Origin of the sequence: Paraburkholderia sp. UCT70, from assembly GCF_050434085.1 — a bacterium.
Classification (GTDB): domain Bacteria; phylum Pseudomonadota; class Gammaproteobacteria; order Burkholderiales; family Burkholderiaceae; genus Paraburkholderia; species Paraburkholderia tuberum.
Map to the genome: position 1 here is coordinate 2683203 of NZ_JBNPVZ010000004.1, position 24151 is coordinate 2707353.

General features: G+C 65.2%; 23 protein-coding genes. 9 read left to right on the forward strand and 14 right to left on the reverse strand.

The annotated features are described in order from the left end of the window. Positions 1-22: 22 nt before the first annotated feature. The 5 genes from leuS to OKW41_RS38075 all read right to left on the reverse strand — a co-directional run bounded on the left by leuS (position 23) and on the right by OKW41_RS38075 (position 6121). On the reverse strand, positions 23-2614 hold the full coding sequence (gene leuS / locus OKW41_RS38055; protein ID WP_429575719.1) for a leucine--tRNA ligase: 2592 nt from the start codon (positions 2612-2614) through the stop codon (positions 23-25). Positions 2615-2798: 184 nt separating this feature from the next. Further along, complete coding sequence (locus OKW41_RS38060; protein WP_429451715.1) at positions 2799-3230, reverse strand: ExbD/TolR family protein; 432 nt, start codon at positions 3228-3230, stop codon at positions 2799-2801. Between the two features lie 91 nt (positions 3231-3321). Then, positions 3322-4041 carry a MotA/TolQ/ExbB proton channel family protein gene (locus tag OKW41_RS38065; RefSeq protein ID WP_429575720.1) on the reverse strand — a complete coding sequence of 240 codons (720 nt, stop codon included), beginning with the start codon at positions 4039-4041 and terminating at the stop codon, positions 3322-3324. A 78-nt stretch (positions 4042-4119) separates the two neighbouring features. Next, positions 4120-4917: a 4-hydroxy-tetrahydrodipicolinate reductase gene (gene dapB / locus OKW41_RS38070; RefSeq protein ID WP_184006535.1), complete on the reverse strand. Its 798-nt coding sequence runs from the start codon at positions 4915-4917 to the stop codon at positions 4120-4122. A 355-nt stretch (positions 4918-5272) separates the two neighbouring features. Next, on the reverse strand, positions 5273-6121 hold the full coding sequence (locus OKW41_RS38075; RefSeq protein ID WP_429575721.1) for an outer membrane protein assembly factor BamE: 849 nt from the start codon (positions 6119-6121) through the stop codon (positions 5273-5275). Between the two features lie 152 nt (positions 6122-6273). Here OKW41_RS38075 and fur point away from each other — a divergent pair, with 152 nt between their 5' ends. Next, on the forward strand, positions 6274-6702 hold the full coding sequence (gene fur / locus OKW41_RS38080) for a ferric iron uptake transcriptional regulator (protein WP_013090534.1): 429 nt from the start codon (positions 6274-6276) through the stop codon (positions 6700-6702). 102 nt (positions 6703-6804) lie between these two features. Here fur and OKW41_RS38085 read toward each other — a convergent pair whose 3' ends face one another. From OKW41_RS38085 to OKW41_RS38095, 3 genes are all read right to left on the reverse strand, one after another. Next, positions 6805-7317, reverse strand: a complete 513-nt coding sequence (locus OKW41_RS38085; protein ID WP_429575722.1) for an ureidoglycolate lyase — start codon at positions 7315-7317, stop codon at positions 6805-6807. Positions 7318-7344: 27 nt separating this feature from the next. Continuing rightward, positions 7345-8355: an allantoicase gene (gene alc, locus OKW41_RS38090; protein ID WP_429575723.1), complete on the reverse strand. Its 1011-nt coding sequence runs from the start codon at positions 8353-8355 to the stop codon at positions 7345-7347. Between the two features lie 135 nt (positions 8356-8490). After that, entirely contained in the window at positions 8491-9819 is a 1329-nt protein-coding gene (locus tag OKW41_RS38095; protein WP_429356149.1) for a C4-dicarboxylate transporter DctA, read from the reverse strand. Between the two features lie 236 nt (positions 9820-10055). On the opposite strand from OKW41_RS38095, the gene OKW41_RS38100 reads away from it, so the two are divergent. Further along, positions 10056-10742 carry a FadR/GntR family transcriptional regulator gene (locus tag OKW41_RS38100; RefSeq protein ID WP_090801859.1) on the forward strand — a complete coding sequence of 229 codons (687 nt, stop codon included), beginning with the start codon at positions 10056-10058 and terminating at the stop codon, positions 10740-10742. Positions 10743-10813: 71 nt separating this feature from the next. Here the strand turns inward: OKW41_RS38100 and gap are convergent, their stop codons facing one another. Together gap and tkt are read right to left on the reverse strand one after the other, a co-directional pair. Then, complete coding sequence (gene gap, locus OKW41_RS38105) at positions 10814-11824, reverse strand: type I glyceraldehyde-3-phosphate dehydrogenase (protein ID WP_184066779.1); 1011 nt, start codon at positions 11822-11824, stop codon at positions 10814-10816. Between the two features lie 109 nt (positions 11825-11933). Beyond that, positions 11934-13955: a transketolase gene (gene tkt, locus OKW41_RS38110; RefSeq protein WP_429575724.1), complete on the reverse strand. Its 2022-nt coding sequence runs from the start codon at positions 13953-13955 to the stop codon at positions 11934-11936. Positions 13956-14224: 269 nt separating this feature from the next. On the opposite strand from tkt, the gene speE reads away from it, so the two are divergent. The 3 genes from speE to OKW41_RS38125 all read left to right on the forward strand — a co-directional run bounded on the left by speE (position 14225) and on the right by OKW41_RS38125 (position 16405). Further along, positions 14225-15127 (forward strand): polyamine aminopropyltransferase, encoded by a 903-nt coding sequence (gene speE, locus OKW41_RS38115; RefSeq protein WP_429575725.1) that lies wholly within the window; start codon positions 14225-14227, stop codon positions 15125-15127. Positions 15128-15231: 104 nt separating this feature from the next. Continuing rightward, positions 15232-15645 carry a VOC family protein gene (locus OKW41_RS38120; protein ID WP_090801864.1) on the forward strand — a complete coding sequence of 138 codons (414 nt, stop codon included), beginning with the start codon at positions 15232-15234 and terminating at the stop codon, positions 15643-15645. A gap of 19 nt (positions 15646-15664) precedes the next feature. Then, positions 15665-16405: a 16S rRNA (uracil(1498)-N(3))-methyltransferase gene (locus OKW41_RS38125; protein ID WP_429575726.1), complete on the forward strand. Its 741-nt coding sequence runs from the start codon at positions 15665-15667 to the stop codon at positions 16403-16405. Between the two features lie 129 nt (positions 16406-16534). On the opposite strand, the gene OKW41_RS38130 is transcribed toward OKW41_RS38125, so the two are convergent. The 3 genes from OKW41_RS38130 to OKW41_RS38140 all read right to left on the reverse strand — a co-directional run bounded on the left by OKW41_RS38130 (position 16535) and on the right by OKW41_RS38140 (position 20286). Further along, entirely contained in the window at positions 16535-17095 is a 561-nt protein-coding gene (locus OKW41_RS38130; protein ID WP_429575727.1) for a barstar family protein, read from the reverse strand. Positions 17096-17111: 16 nt separating this feature from the next. Further along, entirely contained in the window at positions 17112-17525 is a 414-nt protein-coding gene (locus tag OKW41_RS38135; protein ID WP_429451729.1) for a ribonuclease, read from the reverse strand. 421 nt (positions 17526-17946) lie between these two features. Then, on the reverse strand, positions 17947-20286 hold the full coding sequence (locus OKW41_RS38140; RefSeq protein ID WP_429575728.1) for an NADP-dependent malic enzyme: 2340 nt from the start codon (positions 20284-20286) through the stop codon (positions 17947-17949). A gap of 177 nt (positions 20287-20463) precedes the next feature. Between OKW41_RS38140 and thiL the strand changes: the two genes are divergently transcribed. The 4 genes from thiL (at position 20464) to OKW41_RS38160 (ending at position 23201) form a co-directional block, all read left to right on the forward strand. Further along, positions 20464-21465 carry a thiamine-phosphate kinase gene (gene thiL / locus OKW41_RS38145; protein WP_429575729.1) on the forward strand — a complete coding sequence of 334 codons (1002 nt, stop codon included), beginning with the start codon at positions 20464-20466 and terminating at the stop codon, positions 21463-21465. Further along, positions 21455-22030, forward strand: a complete 576-nt coding sequence (locus OKW41_RS38150; protein WP_429575730.1) for a phosphatidylglycerophosphatase A family protein — start codon at positions 21455-21457, stop codon at positions 22028-22030. The genes thiL and OKW41_RS38150 overlap by 11 nt, the downstream gene beginning before the upstream one ends. Before the next feature lie 108 nt (positions 22031-22138). Continuing rightward, complete coding sequence (locus OKW41_RS38155; protein ID WP_429451739.1) at positions 22139-22639, forward strand: CinA family protein; 501 nt, start codon at positions 22139-22141, stop codon at positions 22637-22639. A 31-nt stretch (positions 22640-22670) separates the two neighbouring features. Continuing rightward, the gene (locus tag OKW41_RS38160) at positions 22671-23201 is read left to right on the forward strand and encodes a cupin domain-containing protein (protein ID WP_429451741.1); all 531 of its coding nucleotides are present in this window, start codon (positions 22671-22673) and stop codon (positions 23199-23201) included. Positions 23202-23267: 66 nt separating this feature from the next. Here OKW41_RS38160 and pyrF read toward each other — a convergent pair whose 3' ends face one another. Continuing rightward, on the reverse strand, positions 23268-24083 hold the full coding sequence (gene pyrF / locus OKW41_RS38165; RefSeq protein ID WP_429575731.1) for an orotidine-5'-phosphate decarboxylase: 816 nt from the start codon (positions 24081-24083) through the stop codon (positions 23268-23270). Between the last annotated feature and the right edge of the window lie 68 nt (positions 24084-24151).

Sequence of the window (24151 nt, forward strand, 5' to 3'; positions counted from 1 at the left end):
TGCCGGATGAGGGCCTGGAACGTCAAACGACCACGTTCACGAGGCGGCCCGGCACCACAATGATCTTCTTCGGCGCCTTGCCTTCGCTGAATTTCGCGACCATTTCGTGCGCGGCCGCTTGTTGCTCGATCGCTTCGCGCAACGCGTCCTTCGCGACCGTGATCGCGCCGCGCACCTTACCGTTCACCTGCAGCACGAGTTCGATCTCGGCCTGTTCGAGCGCCTTCTCGTCGACCTTCGGCCACGGCGCGTCGAGCAGTGGGCCGAATTCGTCGGCATAGCCGAGTTCCTGCCACAGCTGGAACGTCAGGTGCGGCACGACCGGGTACAGCACGCGCAGCATCACACCATAGGTATCACGCAGCACGGCGGTCTGCGCGCCCTTCGCGCCGTCGAGCGCGTTGAGCATCTTCATCGCGGCCGATACCACCGTGTTGTACTGAAGACGCTGATAGTCGAAATCGGCCTGCTTCAGCACGCTATAGATCTCACGACGCAGCGCCTTGTCGGTGTCGTTGAATCGTGCGGCGTCCAACTGGCCGCCCGCGCGCAGCGCGGCTTCGTTCGAATAGCCGAAGTTCCACACGCGACGCAGGAAGCGGCTCGCGCCTTCGACGCCCGAACCCGACCACTCGAGCTGCTGCTCCGGCGGAGCCGCGAACATCACGAACAGACGCGCGGTGTCCGCGCCGTGCTGATCGATCAGCATCTGCGGGTCGACGCCGTTGTTCTTCGACTTCGACATCTTCTCGACGCCGCCGAGCACGACCGGCTGGCCGTCAGCGTTCAGCACTGCGCCGACCGGGCGGCCCTTGTCGTCGAACGACACGGTCACTTCCGCCGGGTTGTACCAGGTCTTCTTGCCCGCTTCGTTTTCGCGGTAATAGGTCTCGTTGAGCACCATGCCCTGCGTGAGCAGGTTCTTCGCCGGTTCGCCGAACTTCACGAGACCGAGGTCGCGCATCACCTTCGCCCAGAAACGCGAGTACAGCAGGTGCAGGATCGCGTGTTCGATACCGCCGATGTATTGATCCATCGGCGCCCAGTAGTCGGTGCGCTCGTCGACCATCGTCTTCGCATCCGGCGACGCGTAGCGGTAGAAGTACCACGACGAATCGACGAAGGTGTCCATCGTGTCGGTTTCGCGCTTTGCCGCGCCGCCGCAGCTCGGGCACGTGCAGTTCAGGAACGCTTCGGACTTCGCGAGCGGATTGCCCGTGCCGTCCGGCACCAGGTCTTCCGGCAGCACGACCGGCAGGTCTTTTTCCGGCACCGGCACGTCGCCGCACTTCGGGCAGTGGATGATCGGGATCGGCGTGCCCCAGTAACGCTGGCGCGACACGCCCCAGTCACGCAAACGCCACGTGATCTGCTTGTCGCCGAGGCCCAGTTCCTTGAGATCGGCGGCGATGCGGTCTACGGCTTCGTCGTAGGCGAGGCCGTCGTACTTGCCGCTGTTCACCAGCGTGCCGTTCTTCTCGCCGTACCACTCCGCCCACGCTTCGGTCGAGAATTCCCTGCCCTCGACCGCGACGACCTGCCTGACCGGCAGACCGTATTTCTTCACGAACGCGAAGTCGCGCTCGTCGTGCGCCGGCACGCCCATCACCGCGCCTTCGCCGTAAGTCATCAGCACGTAGTTGCCGATCCACACCTCGACCTTCGCCTGCGTCAGCGGATGCGTGACGTAAAAGCCGGTGGCCATGCCTTTCTTTTCCATCGTCGCGACATCGGCTTCGGCGACGCCGCCGCGCTTGCATTCGTCGATGAACGGCTGCAGTTCCGGCTTGTCTTGCGCGAGACGCGTGGCGAGCGGATGCTCGGCGGCGATCGCGCAGAACGTGACGCCCATGATCGTGTCGGCGCGCGTAGTGAACACGCGCAGCAGCTTCTGTTCGCCGTCGATTTCATACGGGAAGCCGAAGTTCACGCCGAAGCTCTTGCCGATCCAGTTCTGCTGCATGATCTTCACGCGCTCGGGCCAGCCGAGGCCTTCGAGATCGTTCAGCAGTTCATTCGCGTACTGCGTGATGCGCATGTAGTACATCGGGATTTCGCGCTTTTCGACGAGCGCGCCCGAGCGCCAGCCGCGCCCGTCGATCACCTGCTCGTTCGCGAGCACGGTCTGGTCGACCGGGTCCCAGTTCACGGTGCCGGTTTTCTTGTACGCGATGCCCTTTTCGAGCATCTTCAGGAACAGCCACTGGTTCCACTTGTAATAGTCAGGGCTGCAGGTCGCGACTTCGCGCGACCAGTCGATCGCGAGGCCCATCGACTGCATCTGCTTCTTCATGTAAGCGATGTTGTCGTAGGTCCACTGCGCGGGGGGCACGTTGTTGGCCATCGCGGCGTTCTCCGCCGGCATGCCGAAGGCGTCCCAACCCATCGGCATCAGCACGTTGTAGCCGTTCATCCGCAGATAGCGGTACATCACGTCGTTGATCGTGTAGTTGCGCACGTGCCCCATGTGCAGCTTGCCCGACGGATACGGCAGCATCGAGACGCAGTAGAACTTGGGCTTGTCGGTGGTTTCCGTCGTCTTGTAGGCGTCGATCGCGCGCCATTGCCCTTGCGCGGCGGCTTCGACGTCGGAGGGAACGTATTTTTCGTGCATGGTGTGATGGGATCGCTAGGTTCGGTGCTTTCGCACCGGCCCGGTGCTCTGCAGAATGTCGTTGCGTCGTTTCCCCTTCGGCGGGGAAAGGGCTGATTATACCGTTCGCGGACGGGTGCGCCGCGCGGCGTGGCGCGGGACTGGGTATGCCGGATTCGTGAACGCGGTGCGCACCCGGTGGCGCTCAGTGCTGCGCGGCGGGCGGCGGCGGGTCCGTCACGAAGCCGATCCGCTCGAGCCCCGCCTGCTGCGCGGCGCCCATCACCTGCGCAATCACTTCGTAGCGCGTCGAGCGCTCCGCGCGCAACTGGATGTCCGGCTGGTCCGCCCGCTTGCCGGCCTCGGCGAACTGCGCGCGAATCTGCGCGAGCGTGATCGGCTTGCCGTTCCAGTAGAGCTTGCCGGCGCCGTCGATCGAAAGGGAGATGGTTTGCGGGGTCTGGCGCGCGGGCGCCGCCGCGACCTTCGGCAGATCGAGCCGGATCGCGTGCGAGAACAGCGGCGCGGTGATGATGAAAATCACCAGCAGCACCAGCATCACGTCGATCAGCGGCGTCATGTTGATCTCGGCCATCGGCGCGGCCGTCTGCTTCTTCTCGAGTCCGCCGAATGCCATGTCGCCTCCTTGCGTCTGAGCTTGCCCGTGCGATGGGCGGTGTGTCGTGCGAGGAAGGTCGCGATGTGCCGAGCCCGCCGCGCGTGACAAGTCAGCGGTGCGCCTCGCGCGCCGCCTGCTGCGCGCGCGGAGGCGTCGGCGCGTGCTCGGTTGGGGAGCACACGTACGCATGCAGATCGTGCGCGAAGCCGTCCAACTCCTCGGACAATTGCCGCACGAGGCGGCCCAGCACGTTATACGCGAGCACCGCCGGAATCGCCACCACCAGACCGAACGCGGTCATGATCAGCGCCTCGCCCACCGGTCCCGCGACGTTCTCGATCTGCGCCTGCCCGCTCGCCGCGATGCTGCCGAGCGCGTGATAGATACCCCATACGGTGCCGAGCAGACCGACGAACGGCGCGGTGCTGCCAACCGACGCAAGCAGCACCTGACCGAACTCGAGCCGCCGCTGCGACGCATTGAGCGCCTGGCGCAGCGCGCGCAGCACCCGTTCGCTGCGCTCGACGCGCGCGAGCAGCGCGCCCGGAATGTCGACCTCGGCCGCATTCAGCGCCGCTTCGGCGAGCGGCGCGAACACGCGCTCACGATCAGTGCGGAGCAGGATGGCGACGCCTTCGGCGAGCGTCGGCGCCTGCCAGAAGCGCGCGATCGCCCGGTTGGCCTGGCGTTTCGCGCGCGTCAGAATCCAGCTCTTGACGATCAGAAAACACCAGCTCGCAATCGACATGGCCAGCAGCACATAGGCGACGCCATGCGTGATTGCGTCGCTCGTTTGCAGGTAATGGATGATGCCGCTGCTGCCTGCCATCTGACCTCGCCTTGGGAGAGTGACTTCGGGAGGGCGCGCTCGGGATGCGCTACTCCGCCTATGCGCAACGGGCTTCGCTCAACGCAGGCCGAGCACGTCCTGCATGTCGAAGAAGCCGTTGTCGTGGCCTTCGAGGAAGCGTACAGCACGAAGCGCGCCTTGTGCATATGACAGGCGGCTTGCCGATTTGTGCGTGATCTCGATGCGCTCGCCGATGCCCGCGAACAGCACCGTATGATCGCCCACGATATCGCCGCCGCGAATCGCCGAGAAGCCGATCGTCGACGGATCGCGCTCGCCGGTCACGCCTTCGCGGCCGTAGATCGCGCAGTCGTCGAGGTTGCGGCCGAGCGCGTTGGCGATCACTTCGCCCATCGTCAGCGCGGTGCCGGACGGCGCGTCGACCTTGTGACGATGATGCGCCTCGATGATCTCGATGTCGTAGCCGGTCGAGAAGTGCCGCGCCGCGTATTCGAGCAGCTTCAGCGTGACGTTCACGCCGACGCTCATGTTCGACGCGAACACGACGCCGATCTTCTGCGCCGCTGCGCGCAACTGCGCTTTTTGCGCGTTGTCGAAGCCGGTCGTGCCGATCACCATTTTCACGTCGTGGCGCTGCGCGGCTTCGAGATGCGCGAGCGTCGCGTCGGGACGCGTGAAGTCGATCAGGTAGTCGGATTCGGCGAACACACGCTCGATGTCGTCGGACAGCAGCACGCCGGTCTCTTTGCCGAGGAACGCGCCGGCGTCCTGGCCAAGCTGCGCAGCGCCCGTGCGGCAGAGCGCGCCGGACAGCGTCGCGTCGGCATCGTTGAGGACGGTTTCGATGAGCATGCGGCCCATCCGGCCCGATGCGCCTGCAATGGCAATTTTCATGACGATGAGGATTCGAAAAGAGTCAACCGGTATGGAGCCCGGCAAACGCGGCCCGGCGAATGCCCGGACCCGTGTGCCGGGGAATGCGCCCGGTCGATATAGGGACACGCGGCGGCAGGGAGCGAAATCGCCCGGCTCGCTGCTGGAGCCAATGCGGGCGGCCAACCGGGACGGCTCGCTCAGGTGACTGACCGATACGGCCCGCTGCGGCGACCCACTGCCGCGGCAACCGCGGCAACACATTCATGCGGCCCAGGCGGCGCATTTCCGACCTCGCCTGGTGCCGGACAAACACACATCTGGCGGGCGCCGCACATGTGGCGCGCAGCCCGCCTCAGAACACCGACGAGCAAAATCAGTTGCTCGTTCCCGGCGTCGCCGGCGAAGTGTTCAGCGTCGGGCTGCCGCTGCTTTGCGAGCCCGTCGGGCCGACCGGGTTGCTCTCGTTCTCCTGAGCGGGCGGGGGCGGACGCTTGAACTGGAACTGCGGCTGACCGCCGGACGTCGGGCCTTGCGTCGGGATCCCGCCAGCGCCCGCTCTCGGCACGGCCGACCGCACGGACGGCGCGCGGCTCGGCGTCGGCACCGCGCTCGTTGCGCGATTGGCCGCCTGGGCGGCTTCCGCGTTGGCGTCCATGGACGGCGTGGCGGCCTGCTGGGCGCCTTCGACCGACGGCGAGCGCGTCGTATCCACGGTAGCCGGTGCCGCGCCGGCGGCCGCACTGGCGGCGGCTGCGTCGCTGGCGGCCACGGCGTTGGCGGCCGCGGCCGCGCTCGTCGCGCGCGGCGGCGTCGCGTTCGGGCCGCGGCCACGGCGGTCGCCGTCGATCTCGGCCAGCAATTCGAGATTGGTCGGCAGATCCTCGCCGCCCGTCCAGTGGGTCACGATGTCACCCGAGAAGAACACGACGAAGTCGCGCTGCTGAACGATCGAGGTGTTGCCGCGCTTGAAATAGAACACGTAATCCCAGCGATTCGCGTGGAACATGTCGGTCAGCAGCGGCGTGCCGAGCACCTGACGCACTTGCGCGCGCGTCATGCCGACCTTCATCTGATCGGCCATTTCCTGTGACACGAAGTTACCTTGCACGACCGTAATCCGATACGGCGTAATGCGTTGGGCAACGCGCTGGGTCAGGCTGTCGTACGTGGAACATCCGGCAAGAACTGCGACAGTCGCAACAGCGATCAAGGTACCCCGCATGCGGCTCCCCCGGTAGATCAATTGAGATTTAGAAATCATTTCACTCACTGTGCGGGCCCGCTTGCGGGCCGCGCTCATTCCATCGAAAATGACCAGAACGGCAAAACACATTACTATGAGAGCCCAGCATTGTACTCTAGGGATCCCTTGTCATGACCAATCCAACCGATCTCAAGAATATCGGGCTCAAGGCGACCCTTCCGCGCCTCAAAATCCTTGAGATTTTCCAGCATAGCCCGGTGCGTCACCTGACCGCCGAAGACGTGTACCGCAACCTCCTGCACGAGGAGCTCGATATCGGTCTCGCCACCGTGTATCGTGTTTTGACGCAATTCGAGCAGGCCGGCCTGCTCTCGCGCAGCAATTTCGAATCGGGCAAGGCGGTGTTCGAACTGAACGAGGGGTCGCACCACGACCACCTCGTGTGCCTCGATTGCGGGCTGGTCGAGGAATTTTTCGACCCCGAAATCGAAAGCCGTCAGCAGTCCATCGCCAAGGCACGCGGCTTCAAGCTGCAGGAGCACGCGCTGGCGCTGTATGGGGCGTGCACGAAGGAAAATTGTCCGCATCGTAAGCACTGATGCGTCGCGGGTCGCCTGCGAACGCGACCTGGCAAGTCAGAAAAAAGACCCGGCCGATGGGCATCGGCCGGGTCTTTTCTATTCAGGCGGCGGCAATCGCCGCTATCCGACTAACTCGATACTCGGCTCGAGGGCGAGGCGCCACGGCTCGGCCAATTGCAATTCGTCGCAATTCGGCGCATCGCCGCCGCGATCGACGACGATGAAGTCGCTGACCTGATCCAGCACGAGCAGCGGATGATGCCAGACCCCTTTCGCGTAATTGACGCCCTGCCACGCATCGGTCCAGAACACGCGCATGCGCGCGGCGTCGAACTCGCCGGCCGGCGCGACCACCATCAGATATCGGCCCGCGCGTAAGGGAATGAAAGCCTGGCTGCCGAGCGGATGCCGCTCCATCATCGTGATCTCGACGGGCAGCGCGCGCGGCTGCGCGCGAAACAGACTGACGAGCGGCCGGCCGCCCTGCTCCACCACGTCGACGCGAGCGAGGTCGTGATAGCGCTCGGTGGTACCGCCGTTGATCGGAAAACGACGCGCGCCGTCGAGTTCGATCACGTCGCCGAACGGCGCGAAGGCCGCGCGCGTCAGGCGTTCCATCTGCAGGATCTTCATGCGTGCCGCTCCATGACGTTGCTTGCGTTAAGCGATCTCGCCCCACAGACGCAGGCGCGACACGCCGCCGTCCGGGAAGATGTTGAAGCGCACGTGCGTGACCGGCCCGAGCGCGGCGAGGTCGTCCGCGAACGCGTGCACGTGATCCATCTGCAGTTTCTGTTCGCCGAGCAGCACCGGCCAGAACATCGCCTGCGTGACGAGGGAATCGTCTGTGCCGCCCGTCACCGATGCCGCCTGCAGCGAGCAGCGATCCGGGAAGTTGCCCTTGAAGTGCGCGGTGTCCACTTCGATCTTGCGGATCACGCCGGGCCGCGCGAGCGCGACGATCGCCCAGTCGTTGCCCGGCTCGCGACGCCGCCGCGTTTCCCAGCCGTCGCCCATGTTCACGCCACGGCCCGGCATCAGCATCTGCGAGGCCGGCCCGAAATGCTGGTTGTTCGCGGCGACAAGGTACGCGCCGTTTTCGATCGCGGCGAGATCGAGCAGCGCGCCGCGCTCGACGCGGCTCCAGTCGCGCTGCGGCTGGCCATACACGCGCAGTCGCGCGAGCCCGCCGTCCGGATACAGATTCACGCGCAGATGCGTGACCGGGCGCGCGTCTTTCACCTCGACGTAGTGATGCTGGTTGCCCTGTAGCGTTGTCGCCGGCACGAGCGGCTGCCAGTCGGCGTGCTCGGGCGGCACGTCAGCGTCGCTATGACAGGCATCGATCGACGCCGCCGGTGGGAAATTGCCGGTGAAGTGGCTCGTATCGAGATCGACCCCATGCACGACGCCCGGCCGCGCGAGCCGGATCACGCAATGGTCGTAGCCGGTCGTGCGCTTGCGACGCGTCTCCCAGCCGTCCATCCACTTGCCGTGGTCGTCGTATTTGCCGGGGATGAACACCGCCGGCTGCGGGTCGAGCATGCGCTCTTTCGGCGCGAAGAATTCGTCGCTGGCGAACAGCGCCTTCGCGCCGAGGCGCGGATCGGCGAGGTTCATGTAGCGGCGTGTGAAGGCGGGAGCGTTCGGGTCGAGGATAGGGTTGGCCATGATGTCGGTCGGTGTCGAAGAGGTCAGAAACAGCCGGCGGCGCCACGGCAACCGCCGGCTTTGCGAAAAAAGGTCGAGGAGCTATCTGGAAAGCGATGCCGGTTCGTCTGGTCAGACCAGATCCCCGCGCAGCCGTCAGACCGCCGGCGCGGGTTCGGCCGCACCGGGTTCGACGAGCGTGTCGTCGACGACGGGCACGTAGCGCAGCGCCGCGTCGCGATTCAGCACGCGATGCGCGCGCGCCTTGTCGATATCGTTTTCCCACACGGCGACCACGACCGTCGCGACGCAGTTGCCGATCAGGTTGGTGAGCGCCCGGGCGATGCCGACGAACCAGTCGACCGGCAGAATCAGCACGAGACCGAGCACAGGAATCGCGGGAATCGCGGACAGCGTCGCCGCGAGAATCACGATCGCAGAGCCCGGAATGCCGTGCGCGCCCTTCGATGTCACCAGCGACACCAGCACGACGACGATCAGGTCATGAATAGACAGCGGCGTGTTGGTCGCCTGCGCGATGAACAGGACCGCGAGCGTCAGATAGATCGAGAAGCCGTCGAGGTTGAACGAGTAGCCGGTCGGAATCACGAGACCGACCGTCGAATCCTTGACGCCCATCCATTCGAGCTTGCGCATGATCTGCGGCAGCACGGCGTCGGACGACGCGGTGCCGAGCACGATCGACAGTTCTTCGCGCAGATAGCGGATCAGCTTGAAGATGCTGAAGCCGGCGAGCCGCATCACCGCGCCGAGCACGAGTACGACGAACACCACGCAGCTCGCGTAGAACACCAGCACGAGCATGCCGAGCTGCTTCAGCGACTCGACGCCGTAGGTGCCGGTCGTGAACGCGATCGCGCCGAGCACGCCGAGCGGCGCGAGCTTGATGATGAAGCCCATCACGCGGAAGAACACCTGCGACAGCTCATCGATCAACCCGCTCACGCGCTGCGCGCGCTTGCCGAGCAGCGACAGCGCCGAGCCGAACAGCACCGAGAACACGAGGATCTGCAGAATGTCGCCGGTCGCGAACGCGTTGATCGCCGTGTCGGGGATGATCTTCAGCAGGAAGCCCGCAGTGTCCTTCAGGCTCTTCGCGTGCTCGGTATAGGTCGCGAGCGATGCCGCATCGAGCGAGTTCAGGTTCACGTTCATACCTGCACCAGGACGCGTCGCGTAAGCGAGCACAGCGCCGATCACGAGCGCAATCGTCGTCATCGCCTCGAAGTAGATCACCGACTTCAAGCCCACGCGGCCGACCTTGCGCAGATCGCCCGCGTGCGCCATGCCGCTCACCACCACGCAGAACACGATCGGCCCGATCACCATCTTGATCAGCTTCAGAAAGCCGTCGCCAAGCGGCCGCAAGGACTGCGCGAAATGCGGAAACACGGCACCGAGTACGATGCCGACCACGAGCGCTATCACGACCCGGCCAAATAGCGAATTGAAGAATTTCAACACGGCTTCCTCCTGCGGATGGTTGTCTCGGTCACTTCTGTTCAGACTGGTCCGACCAGTGCTGTTATGGCGAATAGTAGGGAGCCGATATACCCGCGTCAAGGACTCATCGAGCAGTGTTTACCCGTTATTATTTCGGCGATTTCGGGTCGGATTCGGTATTTCAGACGGCGCGCGGCGCGCCTTCTCGCGCGCAAGTATTAGAATTGCGGTCAGACCACGCTACCGAGCGATCCCTCATGAAAAACGTCCCGCACACCGTCACCGACGCGGCCATCGCGACCATCCGCGAGCGTATCGAGGGGGGCGTCTATCCGGTGGGCAGTCTGCTGCCGGCGCAGCGCCAGCTATCCGATGAACTGTCGATCAGCCGCGCGTCACTGCGCGAAGCGCTTTCCACGCTGGAAGCGCTTGGTCTGCTGGTGATCCGCCCCGGCAAGGGCGTCTACGTGGAAAGCGCGCAGGCGAAAAACGCGCAGGCGTGGCGCTTCGCCGAGCAGTCGTCGCTGCCCGACACGTATCAGATGCGCTACGCGCTCGAAGGCTTCGTCGCGCGCATGGCGGTGCTCGCGGTCACCAACGACGACCTCGCGTGGCTCGAGGAAAACATCACCGCGATGCAAAGCGCGCTCGCCTGCGAGGAACTCGACGAAGCAGCTCGGCTCGACTATGCGTTCCATATGCGCATCGTCAGCATCGCGGGCAATGCGGCAATCGAGTCGATCCTGCGCAGCAGCGCCGAGATCATGCAGGAAAGCCAGCGCATGCCGTTCTACCGGCGCGAGCGGGTGCTGTCCACGTACACCGAACATCGCGCGATTCTCGACGCGTTGAAGGCCCGCGATTCGCTCGCCGCGGGCAAGGCGATCGAGACGCACATCGCGAACGCCGCGCAGCGCGCCGGCGTCTATTTCCCCACGCCGTAGACGGCAATAATCGCAGACGAAAAAAAACCGCTCCGAGGAGCGGCTTTTTCATGCAGCGTGAAACCCGAAACTTACTTCGCGTTCGCGAGCGCCACAGCCGTGTCCAGCATGCGGTTCGAGAAGCCCCACTCGTTGTCGTACCAGCTCGACACCTTCACGAGTCGGCCCGACACCTTGGTCAGCGTCGAGTCGAACGTCGACGAAGCCGGGTTGTGGTTGTAGTCGATCGACACGAGCGGTGCGTCGTTGTAACCGAGGACGCCCTTCAGCGCGCCTTCCGATGCTTCCTTCATGATCGCGTTGACTTCCTCGACCGTCGTGTCGCGCGCGGCGATGAACGACAGGTCAACGACCGACACGTTGATCGTCGGGACGCGGATTGCGTAGCCGTCCAGCTTGCCGTTCAGTTCCGGCAGCACGAGGCCGACCGCCGATGCCGCGCCGGTCTTGGTCGGGATCTGGCTATGCGTGGCCGAACGCGCGCGGCGCAGGTCTTCGTGGTACACGTCGGTCAGAACCTGGTCGTTCGTGTACGCGTGGATCGTCGTCATCAGGCCGTTCACCAGACCGATCTTGTCGTTCAGCGGCTTGACCAGCGGCGCGAGGCAGTTGGTCGTGCACGATGCGTTCGAGATGACCGTGTCCGATGCCTTCAGCACGTTGTGGTTCACGCCGTAGACGACGGTCGCGTCGACGTCCTTACCGCCCGGCGCCGAGATGATGACCTTCTTCGCGCCGCCCTTGATGTGCGCGCTCGCCTTTTCCTTGGTCGTGAAAAAGCCCGTGCACTCCATCACGACGTCGACGCCCAGCTCGCCCCACGGCAGTTCGGCCGGGTTGCGGTTCGCCAGCACGCGGATCTTGTCGCCGTTCACGACGAGGTAGTCGCCGTCCACCGACACGTCGCCCGGGAACTTGCCGTGCGCGGTGTCGTACTGCGTCAGGTGGGCGTTGGTCTTCGCATCGCCCAGATCGTTGATGGCAACGATTTCGATATCGTGCTTCTTGCCGTTTTCATAGAAGGCGCGCAGGGTATTGCGGCCGATCCGGCCGTAGCCGTTGATTGCGACGCGAATCGTCATGATTTATCTCCTGATGGCTAAAAAATCCGTGTATCGGCTGGTCGGACTTCCGGTTCGGTGCGTTGCCGCGCGCAGCCACGAGGGGCACGACGGCAACGCGACGCAACCATCAGCCGAGCGCGGCCTTGACCGTCGCCACCACGTGCTCGACGGTGAAACCGAAATGCTTGAACAGCACGCCTGCCGGGGCCGATTCGCCGAACGTGTCGATGCCGACCACGCCGCCTTCCAGACCCACGTACTTGCGCCAGAAATCCGACACGCCCGCTTCGATCGCGACGCGACGCACGCCATGCGGCAGCACGCGTTCGCGGTACTCGGCGTCCTGCTTGTCGAACACGGTCGTCGACGGAATCGACACGACGCGGGCGGCGATGCCTTCGCGCGCGAGCGGCTCGACGGCTTTCATCGCGAGTTCGACTTCCGAGCCCGTCGCGATCAGGATGATCTTACGCGCGACGATCTCTTCATCCCAGTCGCGCAGCACGTAGCCGCCCTTCTCGATGTTGGCGATCTGCGCGTCGGTGCGCTCGTTGAACTGCAGGTTCTGGCGACTGAAGATCAGGCACGACGGACCTTCATGCTCGATCGCATGGGTCCAGGCCACCGCGGTTTCGACCGTGTCGGCCGGGCGCCACGTTTGCAGATTCGGGATCAGGCGCAGGCTCGCGACGTGTTCGATCGACTGGTGGGTCGGGCCGTCTTCGCCGAGACCGATCGAGTCGTGCGTGAACACGAAGATCGACGGCGACTTCATCAGCGCGGCAACGCGCAGCGCGTTGCGGCTGTAGTCGGAGAACGTCAGGAACGTGCCGCCGAATGCCTTGAAGCCGCCATGCAGCGCGAGGCCGTTGATCGCGGCGCTCATGCCGAATTCACGCACGCCGTAGTTCACGTAGTTACCGGCGGCACGGCCTTCGGCGTTCACGCGCACGGGCTTCGCAGCCTTCCAGTTGGTCAGGTTCGAGCCGGTCAGGTCGGCGGAACCGCCGAGCAGTTCGGGCAACACGGCCGACAGACCTTCGATGGCCTGCTGCGATGCCTTACGCGTCGCCACGGTTTCAGCGCGCTCGTTCGCGCCGGCGATGATCGCTTTCGCCTTATCTTTCCAGTCGGCCGGCAGTTGCTTCGCGCTGCGGCGCTTGAATTCGGCCGCTTCCTGCGGGTACTTCGCCGCGTAGGCAGCGAACGCCTCGTCCCATTCCGCTTCGAAGCGCGCGCCCGCTTCCTTCGCGTCCCATGCCGTGTAGACTTCCTGCGGAATCACGAACGGCTCCCACTTCCAGCCGATCGCTTCGCGCGTCGCCGCGATTTCCTTGTCGCCGAGCGGCGCGCCGTGCGAATCGTGCGAGCCCGCCTTGGTCGGCGCGCCTTCCCCGATCACGGTCTTGCAGCAGATCAGCGTCGGCTTGTCCGACAGCTTCGCCCGCTTGATCGCCGCGTCGACTGCGTCGACGTCGTGGCCCACCACGCTCGGGATCACGTTCCAGCCGTACGCTTCGAAGCGCTTCGGCGTGTCGTCGTGGAACCAGTGCACCACTTCGCCGTCGATCGAAATGCCGTTGTCGTCGTAGAACGCGATCAGCTTGTTCAGCTTCAGCACGCCCGCGAGCGAGCAGGCTTCGTGCGAGATGCCTTCCATCAGGCAGCCGTCGCCGACGAACACGTACGTGTGGTGATCGACGATCCTGGCGTCGGGCTTGTTGAATTCGGTGGCGAGCAGCGATTCGGCGAGCGCCATGCCGACCGCGTTCGCGAGACCCTGGCCGAGCGGGCCGGTGGTCGTCTCGACGCCCGGCGTGATGCCGTATTCCGGGTGACCCGGCGTCTTCGAATGGAGCTGGCGGAAGTTCTTCAGCTCGTCCATCGGCAGGTCGTAGCCGGTCAGATGCAGCAGCGAGTACAGCAGCATCGAGCCGTGACCGTTCGACAGCACGAAGCGGTCGCGATCGGCCCATTGCGGGTTCTTCGGGTTATGGCGCAGATGACGCGACCACAGGGCGACGCCGATTTCGGCCATGCCCATTGGCATGCCGGGGTGACCGGAGTTCGCCTTTTGAACGGCGTCCATGGCCAACGCGCGGATCGCGTTGGCCATCAGGGAGGTGGGTGCGGGAGACGGGGTCGTCATGTCGAGTCCGGAGACAGAGTCAGAAAGCGGGGGCGCGCTTGAGGCCCGGAAGCTCGGCGGTCACTTCGCTACGGCGCACGATGCGGCGCCAGGAGACGCGAAACGGGCAGAGCAAGCGGACAAGGCTGAAAGCGTTACATTCTAGCAGAAGGTTAACCCCTATCCGGCCGGAAAGCCGCCTGGCCGCGTGGTTCAACGCACACCGCCAGGCGGCGGCATTTACAATTCGAGCAGCTGTGTGCCCGCACTACCGATCGAGTCCGTCCGCCGTGAACGCCCCGCTATTGTTCCAGCCTTGTCCCGACGCCGTCTACGGCTTTCCTCACGCGCGCCTCGTCGAGCGTGTCGAATCCCGTTATCAGACGATCGAGATCTGGGACACGCCGCAGCTCGGCGCGCTGTTCACGCTCGACGGCCGTCCGATGACGTCCGCAGGCGACGAGTTCATCTACCACGAATGCATGGTGCATCCGGCCGCGCTCGCGCATCCGGCGCCGCGCGCGGCGCTGGTGCTCGGCGGCGGCGATGGCGGGGCCGCGAGGCAATTGCTCAGGCATCCGGGCATCGGGCGGATCGTCGTCGCGGAGCTCGATCCCGAGGTCGTGCGGCTCACGCGCGGACATTTGCCGCAGGTGCATGGCGGTGCGTTCGACGATCCGCGCGTCGAGCTGGTGATCGGCGATGCGGCGGACTACGTCGCGGCGGCGGCCCGCGCGACGCAGGGTGCAACGAACGTCGCGGCCGCGCAGTTCGACCTCGTCGTATTCGACCTGACGCCACCCGATTCGCCCGCGGCCGGTCTGTACACGCCGATCTTCTACGCGCAGTTGAAGCGCGTGCTGCGTGCTGATGCGTTGCTGTCGCTCCATCTCGGCTCGCCGTACTACCACGCGCCGCGCATCGCCGCGCTGCTCGGCGATCTGCACGCCGCGTTCGCACAGGTGCGCACGCTGGGCACCTTCGTGCCGCTCTACGGCTCGCTATGGCTGATGGCGATCGCCAGCGACACGCTCGACCCCGTCGCGCTCACCGCCGACACGCTCACCGAGCGTCTCGCCGCGCGCGGCATCGATTCGCTGCGTCATTACGAACCAGCCCTGCACGCGGGGCTATTCTCGGCGGCGCGAGCGGCGCGCGATAAACTGAGCCCGTTGACGAAGTCGTCCTTTTGAAGCGCGGACACCTTGCGCGAATCGGTTCGTGTGATGCCAGCGTGCCGCGCCCGACCGAAACCCGCAACCGTGGCCTCGCCGCCTCACGAGATCCGGAGAACTCCATGACCGCCCCCCACCCCGCCGGTGTGCCCTGGCTCACCCCCTATCTGACTGTGCGCGACGCGCGCGCGTCGACGGCATTCTTCTCGGCGGCGTTCGGTTTCGACGTGCGCGACAGCGTGCAGGACGACGGCGTCGTCATGCACGTCGAGATGACCTATCAAGGCCAGCTGATCGTGATGTTCGCGCCTGAAGGCGCGTTCGGCTCGACCGCGAAGACACCGAAAAGCGCGGGCACGATCGCGCCGCAATCGTTCTATGTCTATGTCGAGGACGTCGACGCCGTGTATGCTCGCGCGCTCGCGGCCGGCGCGAAGTCGCTGAGCGAGCCACAGGACCAGTTCTGGGGCGACCGCTTCGCGCAGGTCGAGGATATCGACGGCTATCGCTGGGCACTCGCCCGCCACCTGTCCTGAATTCAAGAGTCTCCCGTCGATGCCACGTTTTTTTGTTGATATCCCGCTTTACGCCGACGACGTGATCGCACTGCCCGACGACGTCGTGCGCCACGTGGCCGTGCTGCGTCTGCAGCCAGGCGATTCCCTGGCGTTGTTCAACGGCCAGGGCGGCGAATACGGCGCCGAACTCGTCGAGGTCGAGCGTCGTGCGGCTCGCGTGAAAATCGGCGAATTTCGCGCGATCGAGGTCGAGCCGCCGTATCGGCTGACGCTCGCCCAAGGCATCGCGGGCGGCGACAAGATGGACTGGCTGATCGAGAAGGCGGTCGAACTCGGCGCCTCGGGCTTCGTGCCGCTCGCGACCGCGCGCAGCGTCGTGCGGCTTACCGCCGAGCGCGCGCAGCGGCGGCAGCAGCACTGGCAGGGTGTGGTGCGGGCGTCGTGCGAACAGTGCGGACGTAATCGGCTGCCGGACGTGATGCCGGTGTGCGAGATTGGCGCGTGGCTCGATACGCTGTCGCGCGAGCCGGCGCCTGATGAGCTGCGCCTGCTGTTATCGCCGCGCGCGAGCATCGGCTTTGCGGCGCTGCCTGACGCGCCGCCGCCTGGTGGCGTGACGCTGCTGATCGGCCCCGAAGGCGGCCTTTCCGCCGACGAGGAAGCCGCCGCCGGCGAACAGGGCTTTACCGCGATTGGCTTGGGACCGCGTGTGCTGCGCACCGAGACCGCCGGAATCGCAGTGTTGGCGGGGCTCGCGGCGCGCTGGGGCGGCTGGTGAGCGGGAGCTTGCCCAAGCAGCGCGACAAAAGCAAAGGCCCGCCAATTAGCGGGCCTTTGCCGTTTATACCGCGACGTTCACTGTCAGACTCAAGCAGCTACGCCTGAACAGGCGAAAATCCGGCGAACTTCAAGCGAACGAGTAGAACACCCGGAACGCGACCTTGCGCTCGGCCCAGAATTCGGCCGCTTCACGGAACACGTCGAGCAGCGTCTCGCGCCCTTCCTTGTCGAATTTCTGCGCGATCGGCACGTGTTCGAGCACGATCACGAAGCCGGGCTGCGCGCCGGCCTTGTGCACGAGGTCGGTCAGGCAGTCGTAGAGCGCGTCGTAGTTCTTGCCGAAATGCTTGGGAAACAGGAACGACGTCGCGATCGTCTCGAGCACTTCCTGCTTCGAGGCGGCGTTCGCGCAGTACGCATACAGAAAGTGCTGGCCGAGCAGGTTGGCCTCGTCGGCGAGATCCTGCACGCGGAACGCGCGGATCGACTGCACGATGTTCGGCCGCACCGTCCTGAAAAGGCTCATGGGCTCCTCGTTCGATGAAACCACCGTGGCAGCCTCGCTTTGATTGTCGCGACCCTGCTGGTCGGCGCGCATCTTCATGACGCGTTGGAACAAATTGCCGTCGCCGGCCGCGAAAAGATCCGTCGCGACTCCGGAATCGTGCGCGTAGATGTTGTCGCTCATGCCGTTCATCCCAATGTCATTCAACAATATGGTTAAAACTGGTGTAATGGTCGTCCGAGTAATAACAATTGTCGGTCCGCTGTAGCGGACCTCCGCAGACGATGCGGCGCGCCCCGCGATTACGCGCGTGAGGCGTGGGGACGGTGTATTCGTGGTAATAGCCGCGCCGATGGGCGGGTAGGACCCGCTCGTAGTTGCCGAATACGATGCCGTCCTTCTGATACGGGTAAGGCCCGCCGGCGGCAATGAGGTTCAACGTATCGACCGCCTCGCGCGGCAATTGCGCCAGCGCGATGGTGCCCACCTGCGCTTCCACCCCAGCTGGCGCCGAGTAATCTCGCGCCAGCGCTTCGGGCGCGGAACTGGACAACGCGCAGAGTGCGGCGGCACCGATCAGCACGCCTTTCACGCGCAACCAGTTGCGTGCCATGTATCAGGTTTCCCCAGCTGTCAGATCACGAGTTTGACGACCATGAAAGTCGTAAGGGTATCGCTAATAGCCTTTGGAATCAACGTTCGACGGCCGATGGCGCCCCGCCTCACCCCGCGGAAAAGCCGGTGACGGGGACTTTGACGACATTTGACAGAATGTTTAGCTCGATCGGGCTAAACTGAGCTCAACCGTGATCGAATGCAGAGCGGGCGGTGCAAGCGGCCGCTGGCCGAGGCGCTCGATTACGGTTGTTGGAGCCTGAAACCACTCAGCCGAAAGGCCGTGTCATTGCCATTTTTCGGGGTGGCGATCCCCAGCTTGCCCTGAGGGCGTGCCCATTGCGGGCACGCCTTTTTTTTCAGGTGCGCCGGTGGGAAAACCGGCGCCGGGCCTGTCGCGGCCCGATCACGATGCGCAGTTAGCGGGTTGCGCTGACGTCCGCGACCAGCAGCGCCGTCATGTTGACGATCCGGCGCACCGTCGCCGACGGCGTCAGCACGTGCACCGGCTTGGCCGCGCCGAGCAGGATTGGGCCAATCGCAATGTTGTTGCCGGCCGCCGTCTTCAGCAGGTTGTACGAGATATTGGCCGCGTCGATGTTCGGCAGCACCAGCAGGTTCGCGTCGCCTTCGAGCGTCGAATCGGGCAATACCTCACGGCGCAGGTTGGCGTCGAGCGCGACGTCGCCATGCATTTCGCCGTCGACTTGCAGCTCCGGCACGCGTTCGCGCAGGATCTCGAGGGTGTCGCGCATCTTCTGCGCCGTCGGCGCGTTGCTCGAACCGAAGTTCGAGTGCGACACGAGTGCAACCTTCGGCTCGATGCCGAAACGGCGCACTTCCTCGGCAGCCATGATCGTGATCTCAGCAAGCTCGGCTGGTGTCGGATCGACGTTCACGTGCGTATCGACGAGGAAAATCTGCCGATTCGGCAGCACCAGCGCGTTCATCGCCGCATAGACTTTCGCGCCGGGCTTCTTGCCGATCACCTGATCGATGAAGTGCAGGTGGCGGTGTGTGGTGCTGACCGTACCGCAGATCATGCCGTCCGCCTCGCCCTTCTTGACCATCATCGAGCCAATCAGCGTGGTGCGGCGGCGCATCTCGAGCTTGGCCATCTGCGTGGTGATGCCCTTGCGCGACATCATCTTCGCGTATTCCTGCCAGAACTCGCGGTAACGTTCGTCATGATCGGTATTGACGACCGTGTAGTCCTGCCCTGCGACGAGCCGCAGGCCATAACGCGCGATCCGCTGCTCGATCACGGCCGGCCGGCCGATCAGGATCGGCTTCGCGAGCTTTTCGTCGACGATGATCTGCATCGCGCGCAGCACACGCTCCTCTTCGCCTTCCGCGAACACGATGCGCTTCTTCTCCGGCTCGACGCTGCGCGCGAGCTGGAAGATCGGCTTCATCGTCGTGCCGCTGTGATAAACGAACTGCTGCAGATGCTGCGCGTACGCGTCCATGTCCTCGATCGGACGCTCGGCGACGCCGCATTCCATCGCGGCCTTCGCCACCGCGGGCGCGACCTTCACGATCAGACGCGGATCGAAGGGTTTCGGAATCAGGTATTCCGGTCCGAACGATAGATCCTGGATGCCGTACGCGGTCGCGACGATGTCGCTCTGCTCCTGGCGCGCCAGCTCGGCGATCGCGTTGACGGCGGCGATTTCCATTTCGCGCGTGACCGTCGTCGCGCCGGCGTCGAGCGCGCCGCGGAACAGAAACGGGAACACGAGCACGTTGTTGACCTGGTTCGGGTAGTCGGTGCGGCCCGTGCACAGCACCGCGTCCGGACGCACTTCGAGCGCGAGTTCCGGCAGGATTTCCGGCGTCGGGTTCGCAAGCGCGAGGATCAGCGGCCTGGCGGCCATCTGCTTGACCATGTCCTGCTTGAGCACGCCGCCAGCCGACAACCCGAGGAACACGTCCGCGCCTTCGATCACCTCGGCAAGCGAGCGCGCGCCGGTTTCACGCGCGAAACGCTCCTTGTCCGGGTCCATCAGTTCGGTGCGGCCCTTGTACACGACGCCCGCGAGGTCGGTCACGGTGATGTTTTCGAGCGACAGGCCGATGTCGACCAGCAGGTCCAGACACGCGAGCGCCGCCGCGCCCGCGCCCGACGCGACCAGCTTGACTTCCTTGATGTCCTTGCCGACGACCTTCAGGCCGTTGGTGACCGCTGCCGCGACGACGATCGCGGTGCCGTGCTGGTCGTCGTGGAAGACCGGAATCTTCATGCGCTTGCGGCATTCGCGTTCGACGATGAAGCAGTCCGGCGCCTTGATGTCTTCGAGGTTGATGCCGCCGAAGGTCGGTTCGAGCGCGGCGATCACCTCGACCAGCTTGTGCGGATCGTTCTCGTTGATCTCGATATCGAACACGTCGATGCCGGCGAACTTCTTGAACAGGACGGCCTTGCCTTCCATGACCGGCTTCGACGCGAGCGGCCCGATGTTGCCGAGGCCCAGCACCGCGGTCCCGTTCGTGACGACGCCAACGAGGTTGCTGCGCGCGGTGAAGCGCGCGGCGTTCAGCGGGCTCTCGACGATTTCCTCGCACGCGAACGCGACGCCAGGCGAATACGCCAGCGCGAGGTCGCGCTGGTTGATCATCTGCTTGGTTGGGGTGATCGCGATTTTGCCGGGAGTCGGGAACTCGTGGTAATCGAGAGCTGCTTCGCGGAGTTTGGTATTGACGGGATTCGACATAAGGCGGGCTTCGGAGGGCAGATTAGAATAGACGTTCGACGGCATTGTAGCCCCAATTGCCTACGCAATTCCTTCAATACGGGTACAACAGCCGCGACTGAAACAGCGTGAAAGCGCGCGTTGCCCGTCGTCCGGATGGTCCGGCGCTTGCGACGGGGCATCACGCTCAATCGCCTGATCCGCGCCATTTCTCCAATCATTCTCCTCTCATCGTCCGCCCTCATGCTTTCCGAGTTTTCGCTGATCGACCGTTTCTTTGCCCGCCGCGCTGCCGCCGTGCGGCCCGCCAATGCCGAAGGCGGCACGCTCGGCATCGGCGACGATTGCGCGTTGCTGGCGCCGCCTGCCGGCGAAATGCTGGCGATTTCGACGGACATGCTGGTCGAAGGCCGTCATTTCTTCGCCGATATCGATCCCGAAGCGCTCGGTCACAAGGCGCTTGCCGTCAATCTGTCGGACCTCGCCGCAATGGGCGCGCAGCCGCGGGCGTTCACGCTGGCCTTCTCGCTGCCGAAAGCCGACGAAGCCTGGCTTTCCGGTTTCAGCGAAGGCCTGTTCGCGCTCGCCGAGCGCTACGGTTGCGAGCTGATCGGCGGCGATACGACGGGCGGGCCGCTCAATCTGTGCATTACGGTATTCGGCAGCGTGCCGCCACGAACAGCCTTGCGCCGCGATGCCGCGCAACCCGGCGACGACATCTGGATCTCCGGCACTCTCGGCGACGCGCGCGCCGGCCTCGGCGCGCAGCGCGGCGAATGGTCCGCCACCCCGAATGACGCCGCGACGTTCCGCCTGGCGCTCGAACGCCCCGAGCCGCGCATCGCGCTCGGCCTCGCGCTGCGCGGCATCGCACACGCGGCGCTCGACCTGTCGGACGGACTCGCCGGCGATCTGCGGCACATCCTCGAACGCTCGTCGGTGGGCGCGAGCGTCGACGTCGATGCGGTGCCGCGCTCGGCCGCGCTACGCCGCCTGCCGCCCGACGTCCAGCAGCGTTGCACGCTCGCCGGCGGCGACGACTACGAGCTGTGCTTCACCGCGCCCGCCGCCGCGCGCGCCGCGGTCGAGGCCGCCGCGCAGAAGGCCGCCGTGCCGGTCACCCGCATCGGTACAATAAGCGCACTGGAGGCGGCCACCGACCGCCCGGCCATCGCGTGGCGCGACGCCAGCGGCGCGCCGCTCACTCTGACCTTGCAAGGTTTCGATCACTTTCATGCAGAATGACCCCCCGCTCGGCCCCGCCGACGAGTTCCTCGGCGGCGAGCCGCCCCAGGCGCCTGGACCGCGCGCGCCGAAGCGTGCTCAGCCGCGTCGCGCGACCGCGCGCTTCATGCTGTCGCATCCAGTCCACCTTCTGTCGCTCGGCTTCGGCAGCGGGCTGTCGCCCGTCGCACCGGGCACGATCGGCACGCTGTTCGGGTGGGCCTCGTTCGCGGTGCTGAGTCGTTATCTGACAGTTATGGAATGGGGCGTGCTGATCGGCGTCGGCTTTCTCGGCGGCATCGCGGTGTGCGGCTTTACCGCGAAGCGGCTCGGCGTCGAGGATCCGTCGGCGGTCGTGTGGGACGAAATCGTCGCGTTCTGGCTCGTGCTGCTGATGGTCACGCCTGCCACGCTCGCCGGCCAGGTGTGGGCGTTCCTGATCTTCCGCTTCTTCGACATGGTGAAGCCGCCGCCGATCGGCTACTTCGACCGCCGGCTGAAAGGTGGTTTTGGCATCTTGTTCGATGACTTGATCGCCGCTTTTTTTACGTTGCTCGTGATTGCGCTGTGGCGGATGTCGGTTTGAGCGCTGCCTGTTCACCGTTCGAGTACCGTTCGACTCTTTTGCTCGCCGCCCGGCCCTGCCGTTCGCCGCGCCGCCCGGCCGGCTTCATTTTCGGGATTGACTGACGCCATGCCTACCGATTCCGTCGTTCACCAGCTTGCGATCCGCGCGAGCAACCGTCTGCGCGACGAGCGCCTGATGCTCGTGACCGCCGAGTCCTGCACGGGCGGCATGGTCGCGACCGCGATCACCGACATCTCCGGCAGCAGCGGCTGGTTCGAACGCGGCTTCGTCACGTATTCGAACCAGGCGAAGAGCGAAATGATCGGTGTGCCGGCCGACCTGATCGAAAAGCACGGCGCGGTCAGCGAGCCGGTCGCACGAGCGATGGCCGAAGGCGCGCTGCGCAACAGCCGAGCGCAGGTGTCGCTGTCGATCACCGGCGTCGCCGGCCCCGGCGGCGGCACGGACACCAAGCCTGTTGGCATGGTGTCGTTCGGTTGGAGCAACCGGCTGCACACGTCGGTGGAAACGAAGATTTTCAAGGGCGACCGCGAGCAGATCCGCGTGCAGGCCGCGGCGCACGCGCTGCGCGGCCTGCTGGCGCTACTCGACGAACGCGAGCATTGAGCGGCGTCTAACTATCACTGAGGAGGCGGACATGCTGGATTCGCGCGCGATCGCAGACGAACTGATCCGCCGCTTCGATCTGAAGCCCCATCCTGAAGGCGGCTTTTTTGCGGAAACCTACCGCTCGGCCGCGCGCGTGCTGCGCGCCGGCGAACCGAGCGAGGTTGGGAACGCCCGTGCGGCGTCGACCGCGATCCATTACTTGCTGTGCGACGGCGCGCATTCGGCGTGGCATCGGATCCGTTCCGATGAAGTCTGGCATTTCTATGCCGGCGAACCGCTGCTGGTCCACGTGCTCGATGAAAGCGATGCCGGCGGTGCGCTCATCACGTACCGGCTCGGCAATCCGCTCACGCATTCCGATACGGTCTGTCAGGCCGTCGTGCCGGCCGGCTTGTGGTTCGCGGCCGAGTGCGCCGATCCGGCATCGTTCGCGCTGGTCGGCTGCACGGTCGCGCCGGGTTTCGAGTTCAGCGAGTTCGAACTCGCGGAGGTGGACGCGCTGAAGGCGCGGCATCCGCGGCATGCGGGGTTGATCGGGCGGCTCGCACCGGCGCGCTGACGCGCCGCGCCGCCCGTCGCGGGATCGCCCGCCGCGGGATCGCCCGCCGCGGGATCGCCCGGCGGTTCAACGAAACGCGTTGATCCGGTCGCGCGTGTCCTTCGCGGCCTGCGCGGCCGCTTGCGCGAAATCGTCGCCCCTGCCCGCGTAGATGATCGCGCGCGAAGAGTTGATCAGCATGCCGGTGCCGTTCGCGGTGCGTCCGGCGCTCACGGTGGCCTGCACGTCGCCGCCTTGCGCGCCGATGCCCGGAATCAGCAGCGGCATGTCGCCGACGATCCCCCGCACCACTTCGATTTCCTTCGGAAACGTCGCGCCGACCACGAGCCCAAGCTGGCCGCTCGCATTCCACTTCTGCGCGGCCAGTTGCGCGACGACCTGATACAAAGGCCGACCGCTTGTCTCGAGAAACTGCAGATCCGAGCCGCCCGCGTTCGACGTGCGACACAGCACGATCACGCCCTTGCCTGCGTGCTCGAGATACGGCTCGATCGAATCGAAACCCATGTACGGATTGACCGTCACCGCGTCGGCCTGATAGCGCTCGAATGCCTCGCGTGCGTATTGCTCGGCCGTGCTGCCGATATCGCCGCGCTTGGCGTCGAGAATCACCGGCAGGCCCGGATGGTTCGCGTGAATGTGGGCGATCAGCTGCTCGAGCTGCTCTTCTGCGCGATGCGCGGCGAAGTAGGCGATCTGCGGCTTGAACGACGACGCGTACGGCGCGGTTGCATCGACGATCGTGCGGCAGAACTCGAAGATCGCGTCGGCGCGGCCCGCGAGCGCACCCGGGAATTTGCTGGGCTCGGGATCGAGCCCAACGCACAGCAGCGAGTTCGTGCGCTGCCAGGCGTCGTTGAGTGTCTGGATGAAATTGGACATGGTGAAGTCTCGCGGCGAGCCGGTAATCGGAGGAGGCGCGTATTTTACCTGTCCCACGAACGCCGTCC

Coding starts and splice junctions, on each gene's coding strand:
- OKW41_RS38150 (WP_429575730.1), top strand. CDS start 21,455: ATGCAGAATGACCCCCCGCTCGGCCCCGCCGACGAGTTCCTCGGCGGC.
- OKW41_RS38065 (WP_429575720.1), bottom strand. CDS start 4,041: ATGGCAGGCAGCAGCGGCATCATCCATTACCTGCAAACGAGCGACGCA.
- OKW41_RS38160 (WP_429451741.1), top strand. CDS start 22,671: ATGCTGGATTCGCGCGCGATCGCAGACGAACTGATCCGCCGCTTCGAT.
- OKW41_RS38085 (WP_429575722.1), bottom strand. CDS start 7,317: ATGAAGATCCTGCAGATGGAACGCCTGACGCGCGCGGCCTTCGCGCCG.
- OKW41_RS38125 (WP_429575726.1), top strand. CDS start 15,665: ATGCCACGTTTTTTTGTTGATATCCCGCTTTACGCCGACGACGTGATC.
- OKW41_RS38140 (WP_429575728.1), bottom strand. CDS start 20,286: ATGCCGTCGAACGTCTATTCTAATCTGCCCTCCGAAGCCCGCCTTATG.
- OKW41_RS38155 (WP_429451739.1), top strand. CDS start 22,139: ATGCCTACCGATTCCGTCGTTCACCAGCTTGCGATCCGCGCGAGCAAC.
- OKW41_RS38130 (WP_429575727.1), bottom strand. CDS start 17,095: ATGAGCGACAACATCTACGCGCACGATTCCGGAGTCGCGACGGATCTT.
- OKW41_RS38075 (WP_429575721.1), bottom strand. CDS start 6,121: ATGCGGGGTACCTTGATCGCTGTTGCGACTGTCGCAGTTCTTGCCGGA.
- leuS (WP_429575719.1), bottom strand. CDS start 2,614: ATGCACGAAAAATACGTTCCCTCCGACGTCGAAGCCGCCGCGCAAGGG.
- thiL (WP_429575729.1), top strand. CDS start 20,464: ATGCTTTCCGAGTTTTCGCTGATCGACCGTTTCTTTGCCCGCCGCGCT.
- dapB (WP_184006535.1), bottom strand. CDS start 4,917: ATGAAAATTGCCATTGCAGGCGCATCGGGCCGGATGGGCCGCATGCTC.
- OKW41_RS38100 (WP_090801859.1), top strand. CDS start 10,056: ATGAAAAACGTCCCGCACACCGTCACCGACGCGGCCATCGCGACCATC.
- OKW41_RS38060 (WP_429451715.1), bottom strand. CDS start 3,230: ATGGCATTCGGCGGACTCGAGAAGAAGCAGACGGCCGCGCCGATGGCC.
- OKW41_RS38120 (WP_090801864.1), top strand. CDS start 15,232: ATGACCGCCCCCCACCCCGCCGGTGTGCCCTGGCTCACCCCCTATCTG.
- tkt (WP_429575724.1), bottom strand. CDS start 13,955: ATGACGACCCCGTCTCCCGCACCCACCTCCCTGATGGCCAACGCGATC.
- OKW41_RS38135 (WP_429451729.1), bottom strand. CDS start 17,525: ATGGCACGCAACTGGTTGCGCGTGAAAGGCGTGCTGATCGGTGCCGCC.
- fur (WP_013090534.1), top strand. CDS start 6,274: ATGACCAATCCAACCGATCTCAAGAATATCGGGCTCAAGGCGACCCTT.
- alc (WP_429575723.1), bottom strand. CDS start 8,355: ATGGCCAACCCTATCCTCGACCCGAACGCTCCCGCCTTCACACGCCGC.
- gap (WP_184066779.1), bottom strand. CDS start 11,824: ATGACGATTCGCGTCGCAATCAACGGCTACGGCCGGATCGGCCGCAAT.
- pyrF (WP_429575731.1), bottom strand. CDS start 24,083: ATGTCCAATTTCATCCAGACACTCAACGACGCCTGGCAGCGCACGAAC.